26 protein-coding genes and 1 riboswitch are annotated in these 24,707 nt (G+C 54.2%); of the genes, 14 read left to right on the top strand and 12 right to left on the bottom strand.

Features of this window, described 5'->3' with window-relative positions:
• Positions 1 to 20: 20 nt before the first annotated feature.
• Together pta and HZS52_RS22820 are read right to left on the bottom strand one after the other, a co-directional pair.
• Entirely contained in the window at positions 21 to 2,201 is a 2,181-nt protein-coding gene (gene pta, locus HZS52_RS22825; protein ID WP_159176302.1) for a phosphate acetyltransferase, read from the bottom strand.
• Positions 2,198 to 3,382 (bottom strand): acetate/propionate family kinase, encoded by a 1,185-nt coding sequence (locus HZS52_RS22820; RefSeq protein WP_159176303.1) that lies wholly within the window; start codon positions 3,380 to 3,382, stop codon positions 2,198 to 2,200. Before HZS52_RS22820 ends, pta begins: the two co-directional genes overlap by 4 nt.
• A 186-nt stretch (positions 3,383 to 3,568) precedes the next feature.
• Here HZS52_RS22820 and HZS52_RS22815 point away from each other — a divergent pair, with 186 nt between their 5' ends.
• The 5 genes from HZS52_RS22815 to HZS52_RS22795 all read left to right on the top strand — a co-directional run bounded on the left by HZS52_RS22815 (position 3,569) and on the right by HZS52_RS22795 (position 7,785).
• Positions 3,569 to 4,489 (top strand): EamA family transporter, encoded by a 921-nt coding sequence (locus HZS52_RS22815; protein WP_027959875.1) that lies wholly within the window; start codon positions 3,569 to 3,571, stop codon positions 4,487 to 4,489.
• A gap of 77 nt (positions 4,490 to 4,566) precedes the next feature.
• Positions 4,567 to 5,079 carry a porin family protein gene (locus HZS52_RS22810; protein WP_027959874.1) on the top strand — a complete coding sequence of 171 codons (513 nt, stop codon included), beginning with the start codon at positions 4,567 to 4,569 and terminating at the stop codon, positions 5,077 to 5,079.
• Between the two features lie 232 nt (positions 5,080 to 5,311).
• Positions 5,312 to 6,373, top strand: coding sequence for an HlyD family secretion protein (locus tag HZS52_RS22805; RefSeq protein ID WP_190373764.1), 1,062 nt, complete (start codon positions 5,312 to 5,314; stop codon positions 6,371 to 6,373).
• Entirely contained in the window at positions 6,363 to 7,502 is a 1,140-nt protein-coding gene (locus HZS52_RS22800; protein WP_223828000.1) for a DUF2955 domain-containing protein, read from the top strand. Before HZS52_RS22805 ends, HZS52_RS22800 begins: the two co-directional genes overlap by 11 nt.
• A 97-nt stretch (positions 7,503 to 7,599) precedes the next feature.
• Positions 7,600 to 7,785: a CsbD family protein gene (locus tag HZS52_RS22795; RefSeq protein ID WP_039859265.1), complete on the top strand. Its 186-nt coding sequence runs from the start codon at positions 7,600 to 7,602 to the stop codon at positions 7,783 to 7,785.
• Positions 7,786 to 7,919: 134 nt separating this feature from the next.
• Here HZS52_RS22795 and HZS52_RS22790 read toward each other — a convergent pair whose 3' ends face one another.
• The 3 genes from HZS52_RS22790 to tenA all read right to left on the bottom strand — a co-directional run bounded on the left by HZS52_RS22790 (position 7,920) and on the right by tenA (position 12,490).
• Positions 7,920 to 9,629 carry a hypothetical protein gene (locus HZS52_RS22790; protein ID WP_190373763.1) on the bottom strand — a complete coding sequence of 570 codons (1,710 nt, stop codon included), beginning with the start codon at positions 9,627 to 9,629 and terminating at the stop codon, positions 7,920 to 7,922.
• Positions 9,630 to 9,870: 241 nt separating this feature from the next.
• Positions 9,871 to 11,775 (bottom strand): phosphomethylpyrimidine synthase ThiC, encoded by a 1,905-nt coding sequence (gene thiC, locus HZS52_RS22785; RefSeq protein ID WP_009287210.1) that lies wholly within the window; start codon positions 11,773 to 11,775, stop codon positions 9,871 to 9,873.
• A gap of 31 nt (positions 11,776 to 11,806) precedes the next feature.
• A complete protein-coding gene (tenA, locus tag HZS52_RS22780; RefSeq protein ID WP_190373762.1) occupies positions 11,807 to 12,490 on the bottom strand; it encodes a thiaminase II in 684 nt (227 codons plus the stop codon).
• A gap of 88 nt (positions 12,491 to 12,578) precedes the next feature.
• Positions 12,579 to 12,741: riboswitch (TPP riboswitch) on the bottom strand.
• Between the two features lie 213 nt (positions 12,742 to 12,954).
• On the opposite strand from tenA, the gene HZS52_RS22775 reads away from it, so the two are divergent.
• Together HZS52_RS22775 and HZS52_RS22770 are read left to right on the top strand one after the other, a co-directional pair.
• Positions 12,955 to 13,911, top strand: coding sequence for an NAD(P)-dependent oxidoreductase (locus tag HZS52_RS22775; protein WP_159176308.1), 957 nt, complete (start codon positions 12,955 to 12,957; stop codon positions 13,909 to 13,911).
• 53 nt (positions 13,912 to 13,964) lie between these two features.
• On the top strand, positions 13,965 to 14,732 hold the full coding sequence (locus HZS52_RS22770) for a class II aldolase/adducin family protein (RefSeq protein WP_190373761.1): 768 nt from the start codon (positions 13,965 to 13,967) through the stop codon (positions 14,730 to 14,732).
• Between the two features lie 153 nt (positions 14,733 to 14,885).
• Here HZS52_RS22770 and HZS52_RS22765 read toward each other — a convergent pair whose 3' ends face one another.
• From HZS52_RS22765 to HZS52_RS22750, 4 genes are all read right to left on the bottom strand, one after another.
• Positions 14,886 to 15,719, bottom strand: a complete 834-nt coding sequence (locus HZS52_RS22765; protein WP_190373760.1) for an ABC transporter permease — start codon at positions 15,717 to 15,719, stop codon at positions 14,886 to 14,888.
• Between the two features lie 9 nt (positions 15,720 to 15,728).
• A complete protein-coding gene (locus HZS52_RS22760) occupies positions 15,729 to 16,448 on the bottom strand; it encodes an ABC transporter permease (protein ID WP_159176311.1) in 720 nt (239 codons plus the stop codon).
• Between the two features lie 66 nt (positions 16,449 to 16,514).
• Positions 16,515 to 17,291 (bottom strand): transporter substrate-binding domain-containing protein, encoded by a 777-nt coding sequence (locus tag HZS52_RS22755; RefSeq protein ID WP_190373759.1) that lies wholly within the window; start codon positions 17,289 to 17,291, stop codon positions 16,515 to 16,517.
• A gap of 71 nt (positions 17,292 to 17,362) precedes the next feature.
• Complete coding sequence (locus HZS52_RS22750) at positions 17,363 to 18,133, bottom strand: ABC transporter ATP-binding protein (RefSeq protein WP_022520622.1); 771 nt, start codon at positions 18,131 to 18,133, stop codon at positions 17,363 to 17,365.
• Between the two features lie 324 nt (positions 18,134 to 18,457).
• Between HZS52_RS22750 and HZS52_RS22745 the strand changes: the two genes are divergently transcribed.
• The 7 genes from HZS52_RS22745 to HZS52_RS22715 all read left to right on the top strand — a co-directional run bounded on the left by HZS52_RS22745 (position 18,458) and on the right by HZS52_RS22715 (position 23,396).
• The gene (locus tag HZS52_RS22745; RefSeq protein ID WP_022520621.1) at positions 18,458 to 19,135 is read left to right on the top strand and encodes a TetR family transcriptional regulator C-terminal domain-containing protein; all 678 of its coding nucleotides are present in this window, start codon (positions 18,458 to 18,460) and stop codon (positions 19,133 to 19,135) included.
• 10 nt (positions 19,136 to 19,145) lie between these two features.
• Positions 19,146 to 20,333 carry a pyridoxal phosphate-dependent aminotransferase gene (locus HZS52_RS22740; protein WP_190373758.1) on the top strand — a complete coding sequence of 396 codons (1,188 nt, stop codon included), beginning with the start codon at positions 19,146 to 19,148 and terminating at the stop codon, positions 20,331 to 20,333.
• A 372-nt stretch (positions 20,334 to 20,705) separates the two neighbouring features.
• On the top strand, positions 20,706 to 20,894 hold the full coding sequence (locus tag HZS52_RS22735; RefSeq protein ID WP_022520619.1) for a 2-hydroxymuconate tautomerase: 189 nt from the start codon (positions 20,706 to 20,708) through the stop codon (positions 20,892 to 20,894).
• Between the two features lie 401 nt (positions 20,895 to 21,295).
• Positions 21,296 to 21,721, top strand: a complete 426-nt coding sequence (locus tag HZS52_RS22730; protein ID WP_223827999.1) for a GNAT family N-acetyltransferase — start codon at positions 21,296 to 21,298, stop codon at positions 21,719 to 21,721.
• Between the two features lie 63 nt (positions 21,722 to 21,784).
• Positions 21,785 to 22,147 (top strand): DUF1304 domain-containing protein, encoded by a 363-nt coding sequence (locus HZS52_RS22725; protein ID WP_027959862.1) that lies wholly within the window; start codon positions 21,785 to 21,787, stop codon positions 22,145 to 22,147.
• 119 nt (positions 22,148 to 22,266) lie between these two features.
• Positions 22,267 to 22,851, top strand: coding sequence for an HD domain-containing protein (locus tag HZS52_RS22720; protein ID WP_027959861.1), 585 nt, complete (start codon positions 22,267 to 22,269; stop codon positions 22,849 to 22,851).
• 89 nt (positions 22,852 to 22,940) lie between these two features.
• Entirely contained in the window at positions 22,941 to 23,396 is a 456-nt protein-coding gene (locus HZS52_RS22715; protein ID WP_190373757.1) for a GNAT family N-acetyltransferase, read from the top strand.
• A 255-nt stretch (positions 23,397 to 23,651) separates the two neighbouring features.
• Here the strand turns inward: HZS52_RS22715 and HZS52_RS22710 are convergent, their stop codons facing one another.
• The 3 genes from HZS52_RS22710 to HZS52_RS22700 form a co-directional block, all read right to left on the bottom strand.
• Positions 23,652 to 23,906, bottom strand: a complete 255-nt coding sequence (locus HZS52_RS22710) for a Txe/YoeB family addiction module toxin (protein ID WP_190373756.1) — start codon at positions 23,904 to 23,906, stop codon at positions 23,652 to 23,654.
• On the bottom strand, positions 23,903 to 24,154 hold the full coding sequence (locus HZS52_RS22705) for a type II toxin-antitoxin system Phd/YefM family antitoxin (RefSeq protein ID WP_022520613.1): 252 nt from the start codon (positions 24,152 to 24,154) through the stop codon (positions 23,903 to 23,905). The genes HZS52_RS22710 and HZS52_RS22705 overlap by 4 nt, the downstream gene beginning before the upstream one ends.
• A gap of 156 nt (positions 24,155 to 24,310) precedes the next feature.
• Positions 24,311 to 24,550 (bottom strand): hypothetical protein, encoded by a 240-nt coding sequence (locus HZS52_RS22700; RefSeq protein ID WP_053856851.1) that lies wholly within the window; start codon positions 24,548 to 24,550, stop codon positions 24,311 to 24,313.
• Between the last annotated feature and the right edge of the window lie 157 nt (positions 24,551 to 24,707).

Here is a 24,707-nt window from a genome sequence, read left to right as displayed (position 1 = left end):
CTAGGGAAAGTTTCTGTAACTCAGCTTTCCCGCTGACTGGCCTGAATGGCGGTTAGCGCAATGGTGTAAACGATATCGTCGACCAGTGCGCCCCGGGAAAGGTCATTCACTGGCTTGTTCAACCCTTGCAGCATGGGGCCAACGCTCACGACGCGGGCGCTACGCTGCACTGCTTTGTAGGTGGTATTGCCGGTGTTGAGGTCGGGGAACACAAACACGGTGGCTTTACCTGCCACTGGCGAGTCGGGGGCTTTCTGTTTGCCCACGCTCTCGATAGCGGCGGCGTCGTACTGTAGCGGGCCGTCGATGGCCAGGTGCGGCGCGCGTTCTTTAGCAATCCGGGTGGCTTCGCGGACTTTATCCACATCCGCGCCGGTGCCGGAGTCGCCGGTGGAGTAGCTGATCATGGCGACACGTGGCTCGATACCGAAGGCTTCAGCGGAGCGGGCACTTTGTAGGGCGATTTCGGCCAGGGTTTCAGCGTCTGGGTCGGGATTCACCGCGCAGTCGCCGTAGACCACCACCTGCTCGGGCAGCAGCATAAAGAAAATCGACGAGACTTGATTATACTCCGGCGCGGTTTTAATCAACTGGAAGGCGGGCCGCACGGTGTTGGCGGTGGTGTGTACGGCGCCGGAAACTAGTCCGTCGACTTCATCTAACTGCAGCATCATGGTGCCGAGCACCACGTTATCTTGCAACTGCGCTTCGGCGGTTAGCTCGTTGAGTTTGCCACGACGACGCTCGACCATCGGGCCAATATAGTTCGCACGGGTGCTTTCAGGGTCAACAATCGTCAGCGATTCTGGCAGTGTCAGACCGCGGTTGCGCGCTACATTTTCGATATCGTCGCGCTTACCCAGCAGTACGCAGTCGGCAATGCCGCGGCGCTGGCAGATTATTGCCGCTTCTACGGTGCGCGGTTCATCTCCTTCCGGCAGCACTACGCGCTTTTTAGCCAACTGGGCAAGTTTAACCAGTTGGTGGCGAAACGCTGAAGGTGAAAGGCGGCGGGTATAACCGCTGCTCAGGTGGGCTTTCAACCACTCAAGATCCATATGGGCTGCGACGTAACGGGCCACCTGTTCGGCGCGTTCGAAGTCGTCCATAGGGATTTCGCTGCTTAGCTGGCTGAGGTGCTGTGCTGTGGTCAGGCTGTCGGTTTCTACTGCCAAGACCGGTAGACCCGTTTTGAGCGCGGGGCGGCACATCTCGATCATGCTGTCGTTGGGCATAAAGCCGTTGGTCAACAGTACGCCCGCTAGCTGAATACCGTTCATGGTCGCCAGCGCTGAGGCCAGCACCACATCATCACGGTCACCGGAAGCCACTACCAGGCTACCAGGGGTGAAAATATGCAGTGCGTTGGCAGCACTGCGGGCGCAGAGGCTGGTGGAGAGTACCCGACGGCTGGCTGCCTCGCCTTCGTTCAACAACTTGGCATTAAGCGCTCGGGCCACATCCAGGGTGCGCGGGGCGCTAAGCGTTTTGCTGTAAGGCACCACACCAATCAGGTGGAATTTATCGGTCGCCAGGGCGGGGGAGTACTGGCGCAGCTCAGCGAGCACTGACTCTTCCAACTGCGGTTTGAAGGTGCCCGGTGCTGCAGAAAGATCATCTTCCTGCGCGTAGGGCAGATTTTTCATGCGCATCAAAATGCCGCCCAGCGTGCGGCTGGAGCTAACCCCGCCAAAGCTGCGGGCGTGCATATCAAGCTGCTCGGCCAGCGCCTGGGGCTCTTTTAAATCACCGGATCCGACAAGAATAATTCGCGCATTAAGCGCGTTGGCGAGCTGGGCGTTGGTTTGGGTGGCGTAGGTGGTGTGCTGAGTGGGCACTACGCCCTCTACCACGACTAGGTCTAGGGTGCTGCCATCGCGGTGGGCCTGTTGAACAACCTGTTCATAGAGCTCGACGGCATTTTCCATCAGCTCATCGATTTGGTCGTCGCGCAGCAAGCGCTCAAGGCGTGCCTGGGAAATCGGCGAAGGCGGGCGCTGATTGAGTGCCCGGGAAACCAATGCGGTGGATCGATCCAGGCCTGGGCCGTTCAGCTCGTTCTGCATAAACGGCTTTAAAAACCCGGCTTTCAGGCCGATTGTATCCAGCGCTTGAATTAACCCCAGACAGGCGGAGGTAAGCCCGACGCCCTGGCTGGTAGGCACTAACAGAATCGCTTGTGGCTGGTCGGGGTGAGTCATACACGTGTCTCTAGGCAGTGGCGGGTTTCCATGGCAATGCGGCCTTCTTCATCGGTAGGGATCACCCACACCTGGGGGCCTTCATGGCTGGCGCTATCCAGCTTGCCCTCTTTGCCGCGGATAGTCGCTTCGTTAGCGTCGTTATCCAGCGCAAAGCCGAAGTGGGGCAATAGGGCGAGCACACGGCGACGTACAATCGGCGAGTTTTCGCCGATACCGCCGGTGAAAATAACCCCATCAAGCTGGGGCAGGGCGCAGGAGAGCCCCGCCAGAGATTTAGCGATCCGGTAGCAGAATACCTCTACCGCCAGCTGTGCGGTGGCGTGCCCTTTTTCAGCAGCCTCCTCAATTTCGCGCATGTCGTTGGTTAAGCCTGAAAGGCCCAGTAGGCCGCTCTCTTTATTGAGCACGTCGTCGATTTTGTCTAGCGACCAGCCCAGTTGGCGGTGCAGGTGGGCGTGCAGGCCAGGGTCAACGTCGCCACTGCGGGTGCCCATCACCAAGCCTTCCAGTGGGGTAAGGCCCATGCTGGTATCCTGGCTTTGATTGTTCCACACCGCGCTGGTGGAGCAGCCATTGCCCAGGTGGGCAGTCAGCCAGCCGCCTGTGCCACGGCTACTCAGTTCGCCCGCCCGCTGGCTAACATAAGCATGGCTGGTGCCATGAAAGCCGTAGCGGCGAATGCCATGCTCAGCGTAGAGGCTTTCTGGTAGTGCGTACCGGTAAGCACGCGGCGGCATGGTTTGGTGGAAAGCGGTATCGAACACTGCCACTTGGGGCAGCTCAGGAAAGACGTTCTGGGTCGCCGCAATACCTGCTAAATTTGCTGGGTTATGAAGGGGGGCAAGTGCTGCGGTGGTTTGGATAGCCGCAATGACACTAGCGTCGATGAGTGCGGCCTGGGTGAAGTGCTCGCCGCCATGCACGATGCGATGGCCCACCGCCGCTGGTAATCGGCCCTCCATACGCTCAAGGATCGCGTTAAGTGCTTGGGTGTGGTCAGCGCCAGGAAGTGGTTGGCTGAAACGATCACCGGCGCTGTTTTTGCCCTTGAGGCGTGCATCCTCGCTACCTAAGCGTTCCGCTATGCCCTCAAGTCGCGGTGCCTGAGGGTCGGAATTAATCAACGCGTATTTAATAGAGGAGGAACCGCAGTTAATGACCAGCACCGGTGCGTTCATAAAAACCTTTTCGCTAGGAGGTTATTGAGCAAAGGGGTAGACTTTAGTTTAACATGTTGCAGCGCGCAAAAGCAGCGTCAGGCTTTCGTTAGCCTTCTAGGCAAAAGCTTGGCATGCTGGGATCTTTGCCTACCTGGCTACTCGCCATCTTACACCTTCACCTCTATAACGAGCCGTACCGTTCTTATGTCAGCGTCCTCTTTGCCGAAACTACTGCCGCGCCATTTGGCCATTCTGTTAATGATGACCGTGGCCACCATGTTCGCCGCCAATCACGTTTCAGCTCGGCTGGCGTTTGATAATGGCACCGGTCTGTTACTGGCGGTATTAACCCGCTCGGGGGTTGCCTGCCTGATTTTAGTGGCGCTAGTCATCGTGCAGAAAAAGCGCTTGTGGCTGCCCGCGGGATCTTGGCCGTGGCAACTGACCGTGGGGCTACTGATTGCGATCCAAAGCGTTAGCCTCTACTCGGCGGTGGCCAGGCTGCCTGTGGTGATCGCACTGCTATTGGTCAATACCTTTCCTATTCAGCTGGCGCTGCTCAGTTGGGCGTTGGGCGGCCCGCGTCCTACTCTGCGTAGCTGTCTGATCATGGGCACGATTTTAATCGGCTTACTGGTGGTGCTGGATATTCCCTCATGGATTGCCAGCGCCGATGGCATGGGGCCGGGGTGGATAGCAGGCATTGGTTTTGGATTAATGGCGGCCTTCGTATTTGCCTGCGCGCTGTGGGTTACCGAGCACCGCCTTGCAGGAGTGGGCAGTACCCTGCGCAGCCTGTTGACCATGCAGACCGTGTTTATTGTCATGATCATTGGCGGCATCGCCGGTGTAGTGCCAGGGGGTATGAGCCTGCCGGATAACAGTACCGGCTGGCTAGGGCTGACGTTGCTTGGTCTGCTGTATGGTTCGGCGTTTTCGACGCTGTTTATTTTTGTGCCGCGACTCGATATGGCACGCAACGCACCGGTGATGAATATCGAGCCGGTTGCCTCCCTGGTGCTGGGTTACTTTGTGTTGGGGCAAATGCTTAGCCCCGGCCAGTTGGTAGGTGGGGCAGTCGTCGTTGGCGGTATTGTCGTGCTGAGCTTATCCAAGGGGCGGTAAATGTTTGCGTTCTTCATAGTTATGAATCACAATACAAATGTGTAAGGAAACACTGTTTTTTAACTGAGGTGCAAGCTATGAAGATGTCCATGTTGTCACTTACATCGGCGGTACTCCTGGTGGGTGCAGGCGCATTTGCAACCACTGCTCAAGCACAACAGTCTACCGGTTATCCGCAAGCTTACCTGGGCGCTGATGCCATGTTCTGGAGTCTGGATCCAGACAGAGGCTCGTCCCGTGATGACGTAGGCTTACGCCTGCGCGGCGGTGCCCAGTTCAATGACTACTTTGGCATTGAAGGTCATTTAGGTACGGGCGGTTCCGACGGTGGTGCCGAATTAGACTATGTAGCGGGTGCTTATGCTAAAGGGATTATTCCCATAGCACCTGAAGTACGTCTTTATGGCCTGGCGGGTTTTACGGAAGTAGAGTTTGACCGCGGCGACAGCGAAAGCGACTTCTCCTACGGCGCAGGCGCTGAGATGGATGTGGCCAGAAACCTCTCCCTCAGCGCGGACTATATGCGCTACCTGGATAAATCAGCTTACTCCTTTGATGCTGCAAGCGTAGGTTTACGCTACCGGTTCTAAATCCTTAGCGTAACAGCGTAGCGAATGACTAAACCCCATGGCCTTTATGCCATGGGGTTTTTGTTTATAGGCTTGTAGAGAGCGTTTATGTAGCAGTAGATAGACATAGATATATTGTTAGCGCGCTAATTGATTGTTAGACTAAAGTCCCCTATGCGATTCCCTACACGATGCGCGCCCGTTGAGAGGCGCTGGCCAGGTGGTTTCCTGGTGGCTAACAAGTGAGCTCTGCATGACCCCCGATCAAATATTTGCCCGATGGGTGAGGGTAGCCCTTGCTACCTTTGTACTGCTTTTTATCTATTTTCTGGTGGCCGATAGCTTTATGCCCATGACGCCCGAGGCGAGAGTGATGCGGCCGGTCACGCGAATAGCGCCCGAACTCAGCGGCCCAGTGAGTGAGGTGCTGGTCAGTAATCACCAGCATGTAGCAAAAGGCGATGTGCTGTTTCAGATCGACCCTGCGCCGTTTCGATTAGCCGTTGAGCAGGCGCAGCTTAATCGCGAACAGGCCGAGCGGGAGAATGCCCGGTTGGAAGCAGAGCTTACCTCTGCCCAAGCGGAGCTGGCGTCCGCTGAGGCAACGGCTGCCGAGCGTCGGGGAGAACTTCAGCGTGCTGAAACCCTTGTGGCGCAGCAGAGCGTATCGCGCCAACAGTACGAACAGCAGGTGGCTGCTGAGCGTACCGCACAGGCCAGTGTGGCGGCAGCCAGGGCTAAAATCGTCAGCCTGGAAGTGCAACTGGGCGAGGCCGGAGAGACGAATCTGCGTTTGCGCCAAGCAGACAATGCGCTTTCCAAGGCGCAGTTGGATCTTGCTCATACCCAGGTGCGCGCTGCGCAAGCCGGAAGTGTTTCCAACCTGCAGCTAGATGTAGGCGACTACGTTCAGGCGGGGCAGCCAGCGGTAGCAGTAGTGGCGGATACGATAGATGTCATTGCCGATTTTCGCGAAAAGAGCCTGCGCCATGCGGCACCTGGTGACGCAGCGCAAGTAGTGTTTGATGCTTGGCCAGGCCAGGTATTTGATGCGCAAGTGCTCGCCATGGATGCCGGTGTTCGTGAAGGACAGTTGGCTGCCGATGGTCAACTGGCTGATATTCCCACCACCGATCGCTGGATACGCGATGCCCAGCGGATGCGTGTACACCTGGTGCTAACTCAGCCAATCGCGAATTTATTACCCAGCGGAGCCCGCGCCACGGTGCAGCTTCAGCCAGGAGATGCTGCTTTGGCCAAACCATTTGTGTGGTTACAGGCACATCTGATCAGCTGGTTGCACTATGTATATTAAAGGCCTGTTTATTAAAAGCGCGTTTATTAAGCGCCTGTTGTTGACCCCGTTTAAAGGTTGGTGGGGGAGGCGCGGCGGGGCTAATGCCCAGCGAACTGCTCGCCCGGTGTTAACCCAAAACGGCCTGCGTCAGTGCTTGCGGGTGGCCGGTGGTGGCACGCTGGGGTTTGTGGTCAGCCAGCTAATGGGCTGGAACTACGGGGTGTTTTTTACTGTTTTCCCGATGTTCTTGCTGGGCATGGTGCCGATTCTGAATGGCCATATTATTCGCCAGTTTTTAGCCAACGTATCGCTTAACGTGCTTGAAGTCAGCCTGGTGGTGGGGTTACTCAAACATATACCGGTGGTGATGACCCTGGTGGTGATGGGCATTTTTCTGTTTCGCTTTAACCTGATGGCGAAAGGGCCGCTGTTTCTGTTTGGCGCCAACGGTGTGCTGACGCTCAGCATTCTGCTTCACTTCGCCAGCTACCCCAATGTGGACTTGAGCGATTTACTGGCCTGTAATCTCGTCGCCAGTGGCTTGGCGGTGTTTATTGCCATGCTGATGCATACGCTGTTTCCCGACGTGGAAGCCCGCAAACCGCCGCCCAGGGTTACCAAAACACCCTCGCAAATTCGCCATGAAACTTTAATCGGTGGATTAACCGCCACGCTCTCATTTGTAGTGTTTCAGATGTTCGACTTGCAAGGGTCGCTCTCTGCGCAGATGGCGACCATCCTGGTGCTGTTTACGCTGGGGTACTCTGGAGCGAAAGTATCAGCCGGTAAGCGAGCCATAGGAACCCTACTAGGGTGCAACTTGGCTCTATTAATGCAGTTATTCTTATATACCCAGAGCCACCATTTCCTGCTGGTGGTGTTGCTCTACTGGCTGGGGTTAATGCTTTTCGCTCGGGAGCATATCCATGAAGGGGGCGGTTCAGGGATTGGCTTTGGTGGACTGACCACTCTGGGGATTCTGTTTGGCCAGTCGTTAGGCCCGCAGCAGGATCTGGTGTATAGCGCGCTCTATCGCTTCTCTTCCATGAGTGTGGCACTGGTTCTTACGCTTCTGGCTATGGCTTCCCTGCACTTCGTGTTGAACCGCTGGGCACCAACGCGGTTACCCGCCAACAACCCGGCCTAAATTAATTAGCGCAACTTTTTTAATAAAGGCTACTCTGATGAATGTGTCGACGTGTGATTTGATGTGTTTCCCTACTAACGGATTAGAGGTGTTCGTCATGGCAACTGGTAAAGAAGATAAAGCGAAAGGAACGGCCAACAAAGCAGCGGGAAAAGTGAAAGAAGCCGCGGGCAAGGCAACAGGAAGCGCTAAAACTGAAGCCAAAGGTAAGGCCCAGCAGGCTAAAGGCGAACTGCAAAAAGGCAAAGGCGACGCCAAGGAGAGCCAGAAAAAACAGCGCTAGTTATGTAACACTGATACCAACAGGGGGCTTCGGCCCCCTGTTGGCGTTTAAGTGGTTTTAAACAGTTGTCTTGCTCAAACGAAAAAACCGCTAACCCACTAGCAGGTTTTTCGCATTATTGAAGCGGCCTGATCTTAGTTTAATTCCAGCGATAAACTCATTTCCACGCCAGCGTCATCTACTCTGAACCAGTACTCCATGTTTTTGTAGATGTCACCATATTGCTTGAGCATATCAATATCGGACGCTGACAAATCATCTGATGGTATCTGTTCCACAAAGTCGGCCAGTGAGTGGTAGAACTCGCCTGTTATGTGTCCATGAACAAGCAGATTGCGCTCTGAGGCAGGGGCTTCCAGCTCTTTCTGCAGTGTCGCCGAATCACTGATACCAGCGCCCAGTACAATAGCCGTGTCAGACATGGCGGCGTAGAGTTCCGGTGCCTCAGGGGGCAGCATCATGCTCTCGACTTGCTTGGCTTCCCCACCGGGTTCAAGCCCTAGAGTCCCTAACTCCGGCGCGAAAGAGCTTGCGGCAGAAAGCAGGGAAAGAGGATTTTGTGAAGCAAGCGTCAGGAGCCCCGTCATGGTAGGTTCGCCGTCTGTCATTGTCAGACTGTTGATACGAGCTCTGAAGCCAGATAGTGACTGACCAATCATCATGGTGATCGGGTTATTAATCGCCATGTTGATCTCATTCCAGGAGCTGTTCAGATCTTGTAGTTCATCACAGCTGAAGGGGTTCTGGCGCACTTCCTGAGCATATTTCTGAACGGTCTGAACCAACAGCGGCATGTTCAGACCTAAGCCATAGCTGGCCATACCTTCTGTGCTACCTAGGCCCCGCACCTGAGTCGTCAGAGTGCGCAGGTCGCTGACAATATCCTCATCGGTTTCTAGAATCAGGTTCATTTCCATGCGGTCAAGATCGTTCTCGCGCGAGCCCATTACAAGGCCAGGGAAGCGGTTCGTGATACGGTCGATATCTGCCTGGCAGGCGGATAAATCCAATTGCTCGGCATCAACCGCTTCCATCAGTGCCTGAGTACCTGAGTGAGTGGGGGTGCTCAGCTCATTAAGTAGGCGTGAGGAGTCGATTTTCCCTGCGCCGTAAGGTGTAAAGCCATGGCGCTTTTCAAGCTCTGCCAGTGCATCGGTATCACCGATGCTGCTGTCGGGCAGAGTGTTACCCAGCACTTGTGCTAGCAGCTCGTCACTAGCATTCTGTGGTACCACAGACACCAGCAGTTGCTGGTCGTCAATGGCTAGAATCGCCTTGACGGGCCCCTCAGGCGTCAGCACCCAGTATTCGGTGTCGTTGGTGGTGGCCGTACTCAGGTTAATGTCTGCTTTGGTCAAAATGCGTTGCAGCGTTTCGCGGAAGGCATCTTCATCCTGCAGTTGCATACGTAAAACAGGCAAGATACCCAACCCATAGAGGGCGGCCTGAGGGTTCATTTTCAGGCCCAGCGCATGGACATCGTCCAGCGTTTCAACATCGACCAGCTCTTCACTCATGGCGATCAATACCGTCATCAACGAATGCATCACTTCATCGTCTATCTCGGGCAGTGTCTCGCGTAGCTCATCCAGACTAGACTCAATGCTAGCCTTGGGCTGCATGCGTTGATAACGATCAAAAGCATCTTGTTCAGGCATTGCTTCACGTGTTGCCATGAAGTAGGGAGAGTCAGCCGGAATATATTTCAGCATGAGAGCTGCATTATTTTTCGGCGCTTCCTCCTGTGTGCCTGCGGCTGTTGGTTCGTTATCATCGCTGCAGCCAGTTAACATGCCTGCACTAAGCAGAGCAACGGTTACCGCCAAGTAAAGTTTGGTTTTCATCTGGAATCGGTTCTTTGAATGGTGTTGGTTTTAAATAAAACGCTATGAACAGAGCGCTGCGCAAATGAGAATCATACACGAGCAATGTATAATTAATCTACTTGGACGGTAATTACTTTTAAATACTCTTAGAGCAAATTCAGTGGCTGGCCTGTGGCGATTAGATATTAATGTGACCCTTGAGTTTTGCTAAGACTCAAGGGCCACATATAGTCACAATGCTGTTCAGTAAGTCGCTATTTTAAACTTCCTGATACAGCTCACTGCCTTTGTTGCGAAACTTCTCTGCCTGCTCTTCCATGCCTTTCATCACCGCTTCCTGATCGCCGTTTAGACCATGTTCGTTGGCATAGTCACGTACTTCCTGGCTGATCTTCATGGAGCAGAACTTTGGTCCGCACATGGAGCAGAAATGTGCCACCTTGGCGGAGTCTTTGGGCAGGGTTTCGTCGTGGTACTCCCGAGCAGTATCCGGGTCTAGCCCCAGGTTGAACTGGTCTTCCCAGCGGAACTCGAAGCGTGCCTTAGAGAGTGCATTATCCCGCCGCTGCGCTGCCGGGTGGCCCTTGGCGAGATCCGCCGCGTGGGCAGCAATCTTGTAGGTAATGATGCCGGTTTTGACGTCGTCTTTATTGGGCAGGCCCAGGTGCTCTTTGGGGGTGACGTAGCAGAGCATGGCGCAGCCAAACCAGCCGATCATCGCCGCCCCAATGCCCGAGGTAATGTGGTCGTAGCCGGGGGCTATATCGGTTACCAGCGGGCCTAAGGTATAGAAGGGCGCTTCGTCGCAGTATTCCAACTGCTTATCCATGTTCTCTTTCACCAGGTGCATGGGCACGTGGCCGGGGCCTTCGATCATCACCTGCACATCGTGCTTCCAGGCAATATGGGTCAGCTCGCCCAAGGTTTTTAGCTCCGCCATCTGTGCTTCGTCATTGGCATCGGCCACTGAGCCAGGACGCAGGCCATCACCGAGGGAGAACGCCACATCGTACTGCTTGCAGATCTCGCAGATCTCCTCGAAGTGGGTGTACAAGAAGCTCTCCTGGTGATGGTACAAACACCATTTGGCCATGATCGAGCCGCCGCGGCTGACAATGCCGGTGACCCGCTTGGCGGTGAGCGGTACATAGCGCAGCAGTACGCCCGCGTGAATGGTGAAGTAGTCCACGCCCTGTTCGGCCTGCTCGATCAGCGTATCGCGGAAGACTTCCCAGGTGAGGTCTTCGGCCACGCCTTTGACCTTTTCCAGCGCCTGATAGATAGGCACTGTGCCAATCGGCACCGGAGAGTTGCGCAAAATCCACTCGCGGGTTTCGTGGATGTTCTGCCCAGTGGAGAGATCCATAATGGTGTCCGCACCCCAGCGGATGCCCCAGGTCATCTTATCCACCTCCTCTTCGATAGAAGAAGTCACCGCTGAGTTACCCAGATTACCGTTAATTTTGACCAGGAAATTACGGCCAATAATCATCGGCTCGCTTTCTGGGTGGTTGATGTTATTGGGAATAATCGCCCGCCCTCTGGCGACTTCATCACGCACAAACTCAGGGGTGATTTCTTCCGGCAGGCTGGCGCCAAAGCTCTGGCCTTTGTGCTGATGGCCCAGAATGCGCTCTACTTCAGCGGTACCTAGCGCTTGACGGCGCTGGTTTTCGCGCAAGGCGATAAACTCCATTTCCGGGGTGATAATGCCCTGGCGGGCGTAGTGCAGCTGGGTCACGTTCTTGCCCGGTTTTGCTCGGCGTGGTGTGCGGGTTAGATCAAAGCGCAGCTGGGCAAGCGTCGGGTCGTTGGCGCGGCGGTTGCCGTAATCAGACGTGGGGCCTGATAGAAATTCGGTATCGTCACGCTCTTCAATCCAGGCTCGGCGTAGTTCCGGCAGACCGCGGCGCAGGTCATTGTTAGCATCCGGATCGCTATAGGGGCCTGAAGTGTCGTACACCAGCAGTGGCGGGTTCTCTTCATCAATGCCGGTGGTTTTGGTCGGCGACAGTGAAATTTCCCGGAACGGCACACGGATATCCGGGCGCGAACCTTCGATATATACCTTACGTGAGCCGGGCAGCGGCGCAATGGCGGCGGCATCGACCTGGGCGGTTTCGGCTAAAAAGTGGCTGGTTTTGCTTGTTACGGTCTTAGTCATTACGGTTGTTTCCTTGTGTTGTTTTGCTGAATTAGTGGGTGAGGTCTTGGTCTATCAGCTCTAGGCCCATCTGCCAGAAGTCGATTTCCAGGCGGGTGGCGTCGCGGAAGATCTTGCTCAGTTCGGCAAAGCGGGCGGGGGTAATGTCGGCAAGGCGGATATTCAGCCATTCAAGCTCCGCCTGCATGGCGGCCTGAAACTCCTCGCCTTCGTACATGGCTATCCAGGCGTCGTAAGGGTTTTGCGCGCCGCGCAGGGTGGAAGGCTGGGCGTTTAGCCAGTTGGCGATTTCGCCGTAGCCCACCAGGCAGGGGGCCAACGCCACGTGCAAATCCAGCAGGTCGCCGCGGTTGCCGGTATCTAACACATAGCGGGTGTAGGCAAGCGTCGCTCTGGCTTCGGGAAGCTCCTCCAGTTCTTGCTCGGAAATCCCCCACTCCTGACAAAAGCCCACATGCAGGCCCAGCTCCACATCCACAATGGCTTTTAAGCCTTCATGGGCTTGGCGAAGATCGGCGAGGGTGGGGCTTTTGTAGGCAGCCAGCGCATAGGCGCGGGCGAAGTGAATCAAAAACAGGTAGTCCTGCTTTAAATAGTGGCGAAACGACGCTTCGGGCAGCGTGGCGGTGCCTAGCTGGCGCACAAAATCGTGCTCAATATAGGCGCGCCAATCTTTCTGGCAAGTGGTAGTGAGATCAGTAAAGCGGTAGCCCATGACTCCTCCGGTGGTAATGATCCGGAGGGCGGGCGAAAAAGATCGAGGGAGTGGCGCAGAAGGGCGGCGTGCGATCGTGAGAGAGCAGCCGTGGCCATCGCTTGATCCCTACGCCGGTACCCTCGCTGCGAACTTGTGTAAGTAGCAGCGCATTAGCCGGATCAGGTTCTGCGGGATCAGCGCTCGGCAGCATTAATTGCTACGCCCTGCGCCATCTCAGCCGGATTTCACCGGCACCCCGTCAAGCTGTTCGTTGGTGGAGTGTAGGAGGCGGGTGAGGGAGATGCAAGGGTGTATGACATGGAAAGTTATCGGGAAACAATTTATTAGCATCATTACAGCGATGAGAGTTTAGGTGCTGTAATGGCGTTTCATGGCATCGGTACGTGAATTATTATACAGTTGAGTAACAAGTGGCTGTTTTACAGCCACTGCTATTTCGAATGTGAACCGTAGGAAGTTGCATGACCAACACGAACTCGATTTTAGGCGTCTATCTCAGTGATTCGCTCGACCTTGATGCCATTTATGGTAACGCCTTGCGCGATGAAGCGAGTGATGTCGTCCTGCGCCATCCCCATGAGATCGATAACCCCGAAGATGTGCGTTTTGCGATCTGCTGGTTGCCCAATGACGAGGCTTTCGAGAGCTATCCTAATCTTGAGCTGGCGATGTCTATCGGTGCCGGTGTTGATGCCCTGCTGGCGCATCCTGGCCTGAGCGATGAAGTACATATCGCCCGGGTGCGGGATCCACATCAGGCCGACTTGATGGCGGGTTTTGCCGCGCATGAGGTGCTCCATCGTGAGCGTGAGTTCACCACCCTGGAGCAAAATGCTGCCAAGGCGCATTGGGCGCCATTGACGATGCGCGCGCCAGCATCAAGAAAGGTGGCGGTGCTGGGACACGGCACCATGGGGCGCGCCGTGGTGAAAGCGGTGGCCGCGCTTGGCTTTTCTATACACGTAGCCTGCCGCAGCGAGCCACAAGCCCCGGTTGAAGGCGTGACCTATCTGACAGGTGACGGGGCTGTCATGGCGGCAGCGGATGGCGCCGATTATCTGATCAATGTGCTGCCACTGACGGCTACCACTGAAAACGTGCTTAACAAGGCGCTGTTCGCGAAGCTCGCCAAAGACGCTTGGTTGGTGCAGATCGGTCGGGGTGAGCACTTGGTCGAGTACGATCTTCTCCTAGCGCTCGAACACGGCCATTTGGGTGGGGCGAGCCTGGATGTGTTCCGTGCAGAGCCGCTGCCTGCGGATCATCCCTTCTGGCAGCATGAGTGCCTACGCATCACGCCACACATTGCTAGTGATTCGTTGCCAGAGGTGGTCGCAGGGCAGGTTGTCGACACCGCCCGCGCCCTTCGCGATGGGCAGCCGCTTGCCATGGGCGTTGATCGGGCGCGCGGTTACTGACGTAAACGCTAAACACGTTGCATGACAATCACTTTGCTGCAAAGGAACACCTGATGAGTCTCGATAAGCCTCAACGCACCACGAAGAGCAACGCCGAACAAGAAACCCGCATCGCGCTGGCAGCCTGCTATCGTCTGGCCGCCCACTATCGCATGACGGATCTGATCTACACCCATATTACCGCGCGGGTGCCTGGTGAGAAGGGACGTTTCCTGATCAACCCTTACGGTTGGCGTTGGGAGGAGATTACGGCTTCTTCGCTGGTGAAGATTGACGTTGATGGCCATAAGATTGATAACAGCCCAGAACAAGTGAATCCGGCTGGTTTCACCATCCATTCCGCGATTCATACTGCTAGCCACCATGCGGCCTGGGTGATGCATACTCACACGCGCGCTGGCGTGGCGGTGTCGTCGCTGGAGTCGGGCCTTGAAACACGGCTTAACCAGATTGCGCTGCAGTTTCACGAACGGGTGTCTTACCACGATTATGAAGGCATTGCCCTGGACCTGGCTGAGCGTGAGCGAATAGTGGCAAGCCTTGGCGACAACCCGGCATTGGTGTTGCGTAACCATGGCCTGCTGACGACCGGTGCGTCGGCTGCAGAGATGTTCAACAATATGTTTTATCTTGAGCGTGCCTGTGAGCTACAGGTGGCGGCGCAGTCTACTGGCCAGCCCTTACGGCTGGTGCCAGAAGAGGTGGCGCGCCACGTGGCGCGCCAATACGACCAGACTATTCATGAAGACGGCGATCTTGAACTCGAATGGGCCGCGCACCTGCGCACGCTTGAGGCGCTGGATCCAAGCTATAAAGACTAAATCGGCGCGGTTGCCAGCACGGCAAGCAAGCCAGTATCAGAACTATACGAATATCTACACAAGCAAAAGGGGGCCACTGGACGGCCCCTTTTTGGTTGTGCCACGTCCTGAATTAGCGTTGACAAACGTGATGCTCGCACAGGCCCGTGACCATTAGTGTTGTGGTACGCGGTTTTCCAGCCAGCGCAGCCCAACGATCAAGACGCCGCTCAGGCAGAGGTAGACGGCGACCAGGAAGAGTAACGGTTCGTAAGTCAGGTAAGTGGTCTGGCGCACTTGGGTGATTACGGCATACAAGTCCATCACGGTGATGGTGGCAACAAGCGGTGTGGATTTCAGTTGCAGGATGATCTCGCCCGTCAGCGTTGGTAGAGCACGATGAACAGCACGCGGAAACCAGACACGGCTAAAAACCTTGCGACGCGACATGCCGAAAGCCTTGGCGGCTTCCAGCTCGCCATGCGGTACACCGGCAAAGGCACCGCGCATAACCTCACCCTGATAGGCGGCAAATGACACCGTGAGGGCAATAAAACCATAGGGCCAAGCCTGGCGCAGGTAGTCCCAGGCCCAGGAGTCGCGGATTTCCGGGAACTGGCCGAACAGCGCTCCCAGCCCGAAATAGAACAGCCATAGCTGCAGTAGCAGTGGCGTGCCACGGATGACGGTGCAGAAGCCGGTGGCTAGCCATCGCAGCGGCCACGCTCCTTTGACTTGCGCAAGCCCTAAAGGCAAAGCAATCAGAAAGCCCACCACCACGCTGGATACCAGCATGATCAAAGTCATCTGCAGGCCTTCCCAGAGCTTGGGCAAGTAGCGGGGTAGCCAGCTCCAGTCCATCAGTTGAATCGCGGCCACCAGACCGACGATGAATATCAAAAGCAGGATAATACGGTGAGGCTCAAATAGGCCCGGCAGTTTGGTTAACGTGGGCGTTCGCGACGGTCGGGTAAGCGACGCCAGAGTTTGAGGGTCAGACACAGGCATTCCTTGAGTTCAGCGTGTGGAGACAAGACCACGCCGTGCGTAGCGTTCGAAGCGGCGCAAGGCCACGTTTGATATCAGCGTTAGCGCCAGATACAGCACGCCCGCGGCCAGAAAGAACATAATGTAATGCTGCGTAGCGCCAGCGGCCTGCCGGGTGACCAGTGTGAGCTCGCTGAAGCCGATGACGGCAAGCAGGGCGGTGTCTTTAGTGGCAATCATCCACAGGTTGGCCATGCCGGGCAGGGCATGTGGTGTCATTGCTGGCAGCGTGACCCGACGGAGCACCTGGGCGGGCGACATGCCAAAGGCGTGGGCCGCCTCGGTCTGCCCGCGGGGGACGGCGAGAATGGCCCCGCGAAAGACTTCGGTCGCATAGCCGCCCTGTACCAAGCCTATTACCAGAATCCCGGCGGTCAGGCCGTCGATATCGACGCTGTCAAACCCCATGGCGGTTGAAGCACGGCTTAAAAGATCGCTGCCGACATAGTAGAACAGCAGCATCAGCACCAATTCGGGCACGGCACGAATGACCACAGTGTAGATTTCAAACAGGTCGCGAACGACCTTATTGCCGTACAGTTTGCCAGCGGCACCTGCGATGCCGATCAGGATACCCAGCAAATAGCCACCCGCCGCCAGCTGGATCGAGCGCATGAACCCGACGAGCAGCACCTTGCCCCAGCCGGGAGGCTCATAGGCCAACAAGCTTAAATCGAAGACAGTCGTCATAGTGGCTTGTCCTTGTGAAATTGGAAAGCAAAGGCCGCCTGGGTGGGCGGCCTTTGCTGATGGGGATTAGCTGCCGTAGATATCAAAGTCGAAGTAAGGGGCGCTAATTTCTTCATAGGTGCTATCGGCGCGCATCGCGTCGATAGCTGAATTGACCCGTTCGCGAAGTTCGGTATCACTCTGGCGCAGGCCTACTCCCATGCCTTCGCTCATGAGTTCAGGGTCGCTGGCCACCTCGCCGCGGTATTCGCAGCAGGATTGGCCAGTCTCAGAGTTGATAAAGGTCTGTACCGCCAGGGTGTCGGCGACGATGGCATCAATACGGCCAGCGACCAGATCCTGTAGCTCTTCGTTGAGGGTTTGATAGACATTCAGGTTGGCGCTATCTGCGAAATGCTTGCGTGCATACTGCTCTTGGTTGGTGCCCGACTGAATGCCCAGGTAGGCGCCTTCCAGGCCTTCGGGAGTAGGCTCTATGTCAGTGGACTTGCGCGCCAGGATGCCGGTGGGGCTGGAGTAATACTTATTCGAGAAGGCGATTTGTTCGGCACGTTCAGGGGTGATCGACATTGAACCGATGATCATGTCAATCTTGCCGGTTTTCAGGGCCGGAATGATGCCTTCCCAGGCCACTGGCTTGATCTCGCACTTGGCATCCAGGCGGTCACACAGCTCCTCGATGAAATCGATTTCCCAGCCTGACCAGTTGCCACTGGCATCTGGTGAATAAAAGGGAGGATAAGGCTCTGCGGATAGCCCGATCTTGTAGCTATCTGCCAACACAGGGGCAGCGAAAATGCTCAGGCCGATAAGGCCGGCGGTAGCAGTGAATGTCTTGAACATGGGGATTACCTCTGTTGTTTTCGGGGTTGTCTTCCAGATTATCTGCAGGAGTGGTGGGATATCGGTGGCGGTCAGGCCACCGAACTGATGAATTGCTTCAAATGTGGTGAGCGAGGGTCACCAAAAATCTGATCAGGAGGGCCCTGTTCTTCGATTATGCCCTCTCGCAGGAACACCACATGTGTGGCCACATCACGCGCAAACGCCATCTCGTGAGTCACCAGCAGCATGGTGCGATGCTCGGCTGCTAGGTCACGAATCACGGATAGCACTTCGCCGACCAGCTCCGGGTCGAGTGCTGATGTGGGCTCATCGAACAGCATGGCCAGCGGGTCGACGGCCAACACGCGAGCAATCGCTGCGCGCTGCTGTTGCCCGCCGGACATGACGGCCGGATATATGTCTTTCTTGCTGCCAAGTCCCACTCGGTTGAGTAGTTCCTCAGCGCGATGAATGGCCTCGTCGCGCTTCATGCCCAACACATGAATAGGCACCTCGATCACGTTTTCCAGAACCGTACGGTGTGGCCACAGGTTGAAGTTCTGGAAAACCATGCCGAGGTGAGCGCGAATACGCTGAACCTGGCGACGGTCTGCGATTTCAAGACCGCCATGGCGGGCGTCCTTCATGCGATAGGGTTCACCCTGGATAGCTATCTCGCCCGAGGTAGGGTGCTCCAGCAGATTAATGCAGCGAAGTAGTGTGGACTTTCCCGAGCCTGATCCACCAATGATGGCGACGATATCGCCTTGGCGTGCGGTCAGGGAGATGCCCTTGAGGACCTTGAGAGAGCCAAATTGTTTGTGAAGATCACGGATCTCTATTGCAGGTACGTTTGCCATTGATTGTCTCGTCTCTGGGGGCGCCCATCTGCCTCCCGGAGGGGAAACATCTTCATCATTTAGCAGGCGCTTGCAATTAGTTCCTTGTTATACGACAGTATAACTGTAAGCCAAGTACGGTCAGATTCAAAGCATCAATGTTCAACGAAAGGTGAGTCGGTTGCTGTTGGTGATCGACTGTTGAGGCAGGTTTTGTATCGATCTCACAAGGTTATTCAGTTGCTTAACTTATGTGCTGGAAACAATGCGAAGTAGATCCTGTGAAGTAATTTACGTGGCATTAAATGCCTAGGCGGATGTTTCTTAGCGGAAACGAAGGGAATTATGAGTAGGAAATCATTTCAGCGCTGGTCTATGGATGCACGGCGGCGCAGCTTACTCGAAGCCACGCTGCACTGTATTGCTGAGCACGGAATGAATGGTGCCAGCGCGCGTCGTGTGGCCGAACGTGCAGGGGTAACGGCTGGGCTGATTAGGCATTACTTCGGCTCTAAAGATGCCATGGTGAGTGCTGCTTATGCCTACCTGATTGGCCAACTGACGGGTGAAGCCGAGGAATCTTCTGAGCAAGCGGGCGAAGTGCCAGAGCGGCGCTTGGCACGCTTTATCGTCGCTAACGTAACCTCGCCGAACCTGTCGTCTCGAAAGGTCGCACTGTGGGCAACCTTCATTGGTCGCGTGCGAACCGAGCCGGAATATTCCGATATCCACCGCGAAAGCTATCGAGAATTCCTGGCTTTGCTGGAAACATTGATCCATCCGGTACTTTTAGCGCTGGAGCGTCCGGCAGACCCCGTTACCTGTAAACACTACGCTATTGCGCTGAATGCGCTGATTGATGGCCTGTGGCTTGAAGGGGGGCTGGGTCACGGCCTATATGACACAGCGTTGCTACCTAAGATCGCGTTGAGCGCCGCCGAAGGCATTCTAGCGCTGCCCAATAACACACTGATGCAGTATGTCGCTGTCGACAAATCGTCTTCTCAACCCGCAACACAATAGGGATTTATTCATGCGCTACGCAGCGATTACCGACCGTCTTTATGAACTTGGCGGTGACAAATGGGCGGTGCACAATGCCGCCAGAGCGCATCAAGCCAAAGGCAAAGAGGTCATTGAGCTGAGCATCGGTGAGCCGGATATCACCACAGATCCGGCTCTTGTCGAATACTGCATCAATGCTTTGCGGGCGGGGCGAACGCGCTATTCTAACGGGCGTGGTGAACCGGGATTGGTCGATGCGCTTATCGACACCTATGCACCACGCCTTCCTTCTATCAGCGAAGAGAACGTGCTGTGTTTTCCCGGCACCCAAACTGCATTGTTCGCTGTCATTCTGGCACTGGTCGGTGAAGGCGATGGTGTGTTGAGTGGCGACCCGTATTATGCAACCTATGAAGGGGTTATTCGCGCGGCAGGTGCGCATTTACAACCAGTACCGCTGCGTATGGCGAATAGTTTTATCATGCAGCCCGATGATCTGGCCGACGCTATTACTCCGGAAAGTCGGGTGCTAATGCTCAATACTCCGCACAATCCTACCGGCGCGGTGTTGGATCGTAAGACCTTGGTGCAGCTGGGCGAGCTGTGTATCAAGCACGATTTGTGGATTCTCTGTGATGAGGTTTATGAAGCGTTGATTTTCGACGGTGATTTTGTCTCACCGCTGGAAATCGACAGCCTACGAGAGCGAACCGTGGTGGTGTCATCGATCTCCAAGAGCCATGCGGCAACTGGTTTCCGTAGTGGTTGGTCAATTGGGCCGGTGGAGTTCTCGCGCCGCTTGCTGCCCATCTCTGAAACCATGTTGTTTGGCAACCAGCCATTTATCGCTGACATGACCGAGGTAGCCCTGCGCCAGCATTTCGATACCGCCGAGCGTCTGCGCGAAGCGCTGGGACGTCGCGCCAAACTATTGCACAAAGCTATCAGCCAAATCCCCATGCTGTCTTCAAGCCTGCCCCAGGGCGGCATGTTCTTGATGATCGATATCTCCAAAACAGGTATGGACGGCGAGGCCTTCGCTTGGCGCCTTCTCGAAGAGCAGGGTGTGGCGGTGATGCCGGGCGCTTCCTTTGGCGAGAGTGCTACATCTCTAATTCGGCTGGCGCTGACAGTGCCGGATGAAGTGTTGATGCAGGCGGTCGACAGGTTGGCAGCGCTTTGTCGAAGCCTGGAAGGGCATCACCTTGAGGCGTAACAGACAAGATATAAGAATGCGTTGACTGTGATATTTAACCCCCTACTCCGGTGCTTGCACAGGCAGTGCATTAGCCGGATCAGGTTTAGCGGGATCAGCGCTTGGCAGCAAAATGCTCACCTTGCGCGATCCCAGCCTGATATCACTGGCACCCCGTCAAGCTTTTTGTTGGTGGAGTGCAGGAGGCGGGTGGGGGAAATGCAAGGGTAAGGTTGATACTGCCGAATTAGGCTTTGCTTGGTTGTGAAAGAGTGGAGTAGAGTCAAGATATAGTTGATAGAACTTCAATGGAAGAGCCGTCAGGTTGAATAAGGTTGCTCAGGGTGCCTCATTTAAACCTATATATATCTTTGATTTTATTAGGAGATCTATATGCCAATCGTAACCGTTCAGCAGTCTCCAGGCAGGACTAAAGAGCAACGTGAGCTCTTAGTTAAGCGTATAACCGAAGCATTTTCAGAAGCATATGGAACCAGCCCTGAGGCAGTAACAATCTTCCTTCAAAATTTTGATGATGAGCATTGGGCCAAAGGTGGGAAGCTACATTCTGATCGTTCCTGAGCAGCTTTCCCGAATGGACAATGGTGATCAGTGGGGCAGGTCGAGATATTGAATCCGTATAGCGTTTGACTCTGAGGGTAGCCTTCACCCGCTCCATCAGTTTCATAGGGGCCGCTCCCTACAAAATGTGTGCTTATATACAGCGTTGTCGAGTTAACCAAAACGCGCAAGCACCCGAATCTTGGGTGTACTGCCGAAATTTTCTTTGCTACCTGAAGAATCAATGGGGTAGAGTTAATTTTGGTGGCTACATAAGCTCAATGAACGCGCCGAAACGTTTATTGAGCTTATGCAGCGGGGTGTATAATCACAGTTAAACCTAATGCCGAGTTTCGGGGGTGTAAATACCGTTGCGAATAGACGAAGTTCCACCTTCAGAGGTTCCGATAGATCTACTTCTTTTGGCAGATCCATCTGAAAAGGCCATCAAAGAGTACCTGGATCAGGCAAGGTGTTTTGTTGCATATACCAACGACGAGGTGATCGGATCTTGTGTTCTCAAGCCAATCGGAGCAGGAATATTGGAATTGATGAATATTGCTGTTTCTCCATCGCATCAACAGCGTGGCATCGGAACGCGACTTTTGGAAACAGTTATCGATAAAATGCAGGAGTCAGGTGCAAAGGGCCTAGAGGTCGGAACCGGTACTTTCGGTTACCAACTGGCCTTCTACCAAAGGCAGGGTTTTAGAGTGGACTGTATTGATAAGGGTTTCTTTTTGAAGAACTATCCTGAGCCAATCTTTGAAAATGGAGTTCAGCATAAAGATATGCTGAGACTCACTCTCGAATTTTCTGGCGATACGTCATGCCAACGAACGGTTTAACAATGCAATGCACGCGACAAGCGCGTGATTGTGGTGTTATGTATCAAAAGTAGGTAAGTGCACATGGCAATGATTACTGATTTGGTAGTGTTATTGGTAGCTTTGCTCCACGGATATTTCTTGATATTGGAGATGTTTCTTTGGGATAAGCCGATGGGCCTTAAAGTCTTTGGTCATTCCAAAGAGCAAGCCGCAACGACAAAGGTTTTGGCATCGAATCAAGGTCTTTATAACGGTTTTATTGCAGTCGGTCTTTTGGTTGGTATCTTTCAAGGTGCGGCAGGATACGATTTCAAGTTATATTTCTTGGCGTGCGTTGTTGTGGCTGGAATCTACGGTGCAGCAACAGCAAACCGGAAAATTCTATTTGTGCAGGCATTGCCAGGAGCAATTGGCTTGCTTTTAGTTCTTTTCGCTAATCATTAAGTGCAGGTTCGCCATAACAATTCGCATCAGTACGCGGCCTGCGGCCGCCGGATACTCTTTCCAGGGCTCCTTCGTCACCATTTCAAGGTCGCCGCTGTGCACGGAGTTAGGAGAAGTACGTGACCAAAAAAGTCACTCAGATATCGGAATTTTTACTTCAGTTTGATGCGTTAAAATCGGTAAACCGCAAAACCTACATCAACGGTGGAGAGCGAGTTGAGAACTCAGCAGAACATTCGTGGCACCTGGCGATGGCTTGCTGGGCTTTTGCAGAGCAGTCACAGGAAGACTTTGACCTCTTAAAATTACTCAAACTGGCCCTGGTGCATGATCTTGGTGAGATTGGTGCAGGAGATACATTTCTCTATAGCGCAAACCGCAATGATGCCCACATTGAAGAGCGTAAATATATCGAGAAACTGGCTTCTCATCCCGGTAACCCAATCGGAGCTCTTCCAGAGCTCTGGGAAGAGCAAGAGACTGGGGAAACTAAGGAAGCAAGGCTTCTCAAAGTCATCGACCGTCTATTACCCTTTCTGCACAATGTAACGAGCGAGGGTCGTGCCTGGAGAGACCATGGCATACGGAAGAGCCAAGTGCTGAAAATGCATGGGTTCATAGAGCAGGAAAACCCAGAAATATACGACTGGTTTATTTCAAAGGTTGAGTACGCCGTGGATCAAGGCTGGCTAAAGAACTCCTAACCAGGTCAGTCACGGCGACGCCTTCATTTCGTAGCCGCGCGTGCTGAACGGCGTTAGATCTACAACCAAGCACTAAAATGGAGCTCCTAATGAAAGTTGCATACAGGATGGCAACACCTGACGATGCGGCCGAATGCATTGCCTTGAGAGGAAAGACGAGAGAAAACGCTTTCTCTGTCGAACAATTGGAAGAACTCGGTATTACTTTAGAGAGCTGGAAAGCAGGAATTAGCGATGGCTCCTTACCTGGTTACGTTGGTGTTAGTGAAGGAAAGGTTATTGGCTATTGCTTCGGTGATAGCGAAACCGGAGAAATTGTTGTTTTGGCACTATTGCCAGAATATGAAAGTAAAGGTGTTGGCAAAGCACTATTGAATAAAATGATTGAGTCTTTCAACTCTTTCGGGTTTGAACGACTTTTCCTCGGGTGTTCATCCGATGCGAAAGCTCGTTCATATGGCTTTTATCGACACCTAGGCTGGCGTTCAACTGGTCTATTTGATGATGCGGAAGATGAGATACTTGAATACTTCCCTAATAAATAGTGAGGTCATATTGGCACCATCCAACAAGTGGTTCAAACCGTTCGCTGTGCTCGCTGGGACGGGCTAAAGCCCACCCCTTAACAAAACGTTATGGCACACGATTAAATTAACTGACTCAAAGCTCAGCGTCATAACAAAGCGTTTAAGAGTGAATCGCAATGCTTGGCATTCTCAGTTCAAGGTTGGGTTTCGTGTTTACGGCGCAATAGTTTAAGTTAGGTGACAGCGTTACTCACACCTTAATGCGGCGTTAAATCAGTAGTGATACCGGAGTTGGGCAATTAGCAAAGCGTCATTCGTGACTTTGTAAACCATTCGGTGTTCTTCGTTGATTCGCCGAGACCAATAACCGGCGAGACTGTGTTTGAGAGGCTCTGGTTTGCCGACCCCTTCAAATGGCTCTCGTTTGGTCTCTTTGATTAACTTGTTAATTCGGTTAAGAATCTTCTTGTCGGTTTTCTGCCAGTACAGATAGTCTTCCCAGGCGCTCTCGGAGAAGATTAGTTTCATTCAAGAAGTTCCTTCTCCTGACCACCACCTTGTTCCAATTCGGCAACGGATTCCAGCAAACGGCGGGCGTTCTTAGGTGCGCGCAGAAGATAGGCTGTCTCTTGCAGCGCCTCATAGTCTTCGAGAGAGATCATTACCACGGATTGCGCCTTGCTTCGGGTGATGATCATAGGTGAATGGTCTTCACAGACCTGCTCCATGGTTTTTGCTAGATTGGTTCTAGCGGCTGTGTAGCTGATAGCATCCATAAGGTTGCTCCTGTACAGGATGTTGTTTATGTACAGGATATAGTACGTAGTGAGGTTTGACAATCAACTGCACAGCGCTCGGTTTTCCGCCGCTTTGCGGATTCGAATCCATTGGAAAGTTACGCGTGTTGGCAGCTTGTTTGCTAATGCGTTGTCTCAACGCAGACGCCATAGCTTTTCGATACGTCGTACCATCGCCTGGATTACCTGTCGTCGAGCTTCTTGCTGATCCAGCCGCACACGCTCAAGATCGACGCCTCCCCGCCCATCGCGGTATCTGGAAGGGATGCTTCCCTTGAGCAAATTGCCGGCACTTCCTTCTGGCACGGCATCGTTATAGCAGGGGGCTAACGAGCCGTGGTGGTGAAAGTTCTGCACTTTTGTTGAGTTCATCATGCGCCTGACCTCCATCATATCGTCCCTGTTCCCGGGGCGATTGGGTTATCTCATGTGTTCAGGTGCATGCTAAGCTTGTTCTAAGCTGCAAGGTATTCCATGAAAGTGATTATTAACTTTGCAAAAACGAACAGGTAAGAATCTCAGGCAACCTTCT

Source organism: Vreelandella titanicae, assembly GCF_014697095.1.
Lineage (GTDB): Bacteria > Pseudomonadota > Gammaproteobacteria > Pseudomonadales > Halomonadaceae > Vreelandella > Vreelandella titanicae.
Note: the sequence above shows the minus strand (reverse complement) of the source record. Positions and strands in the feature narration are given on the sequence as shown.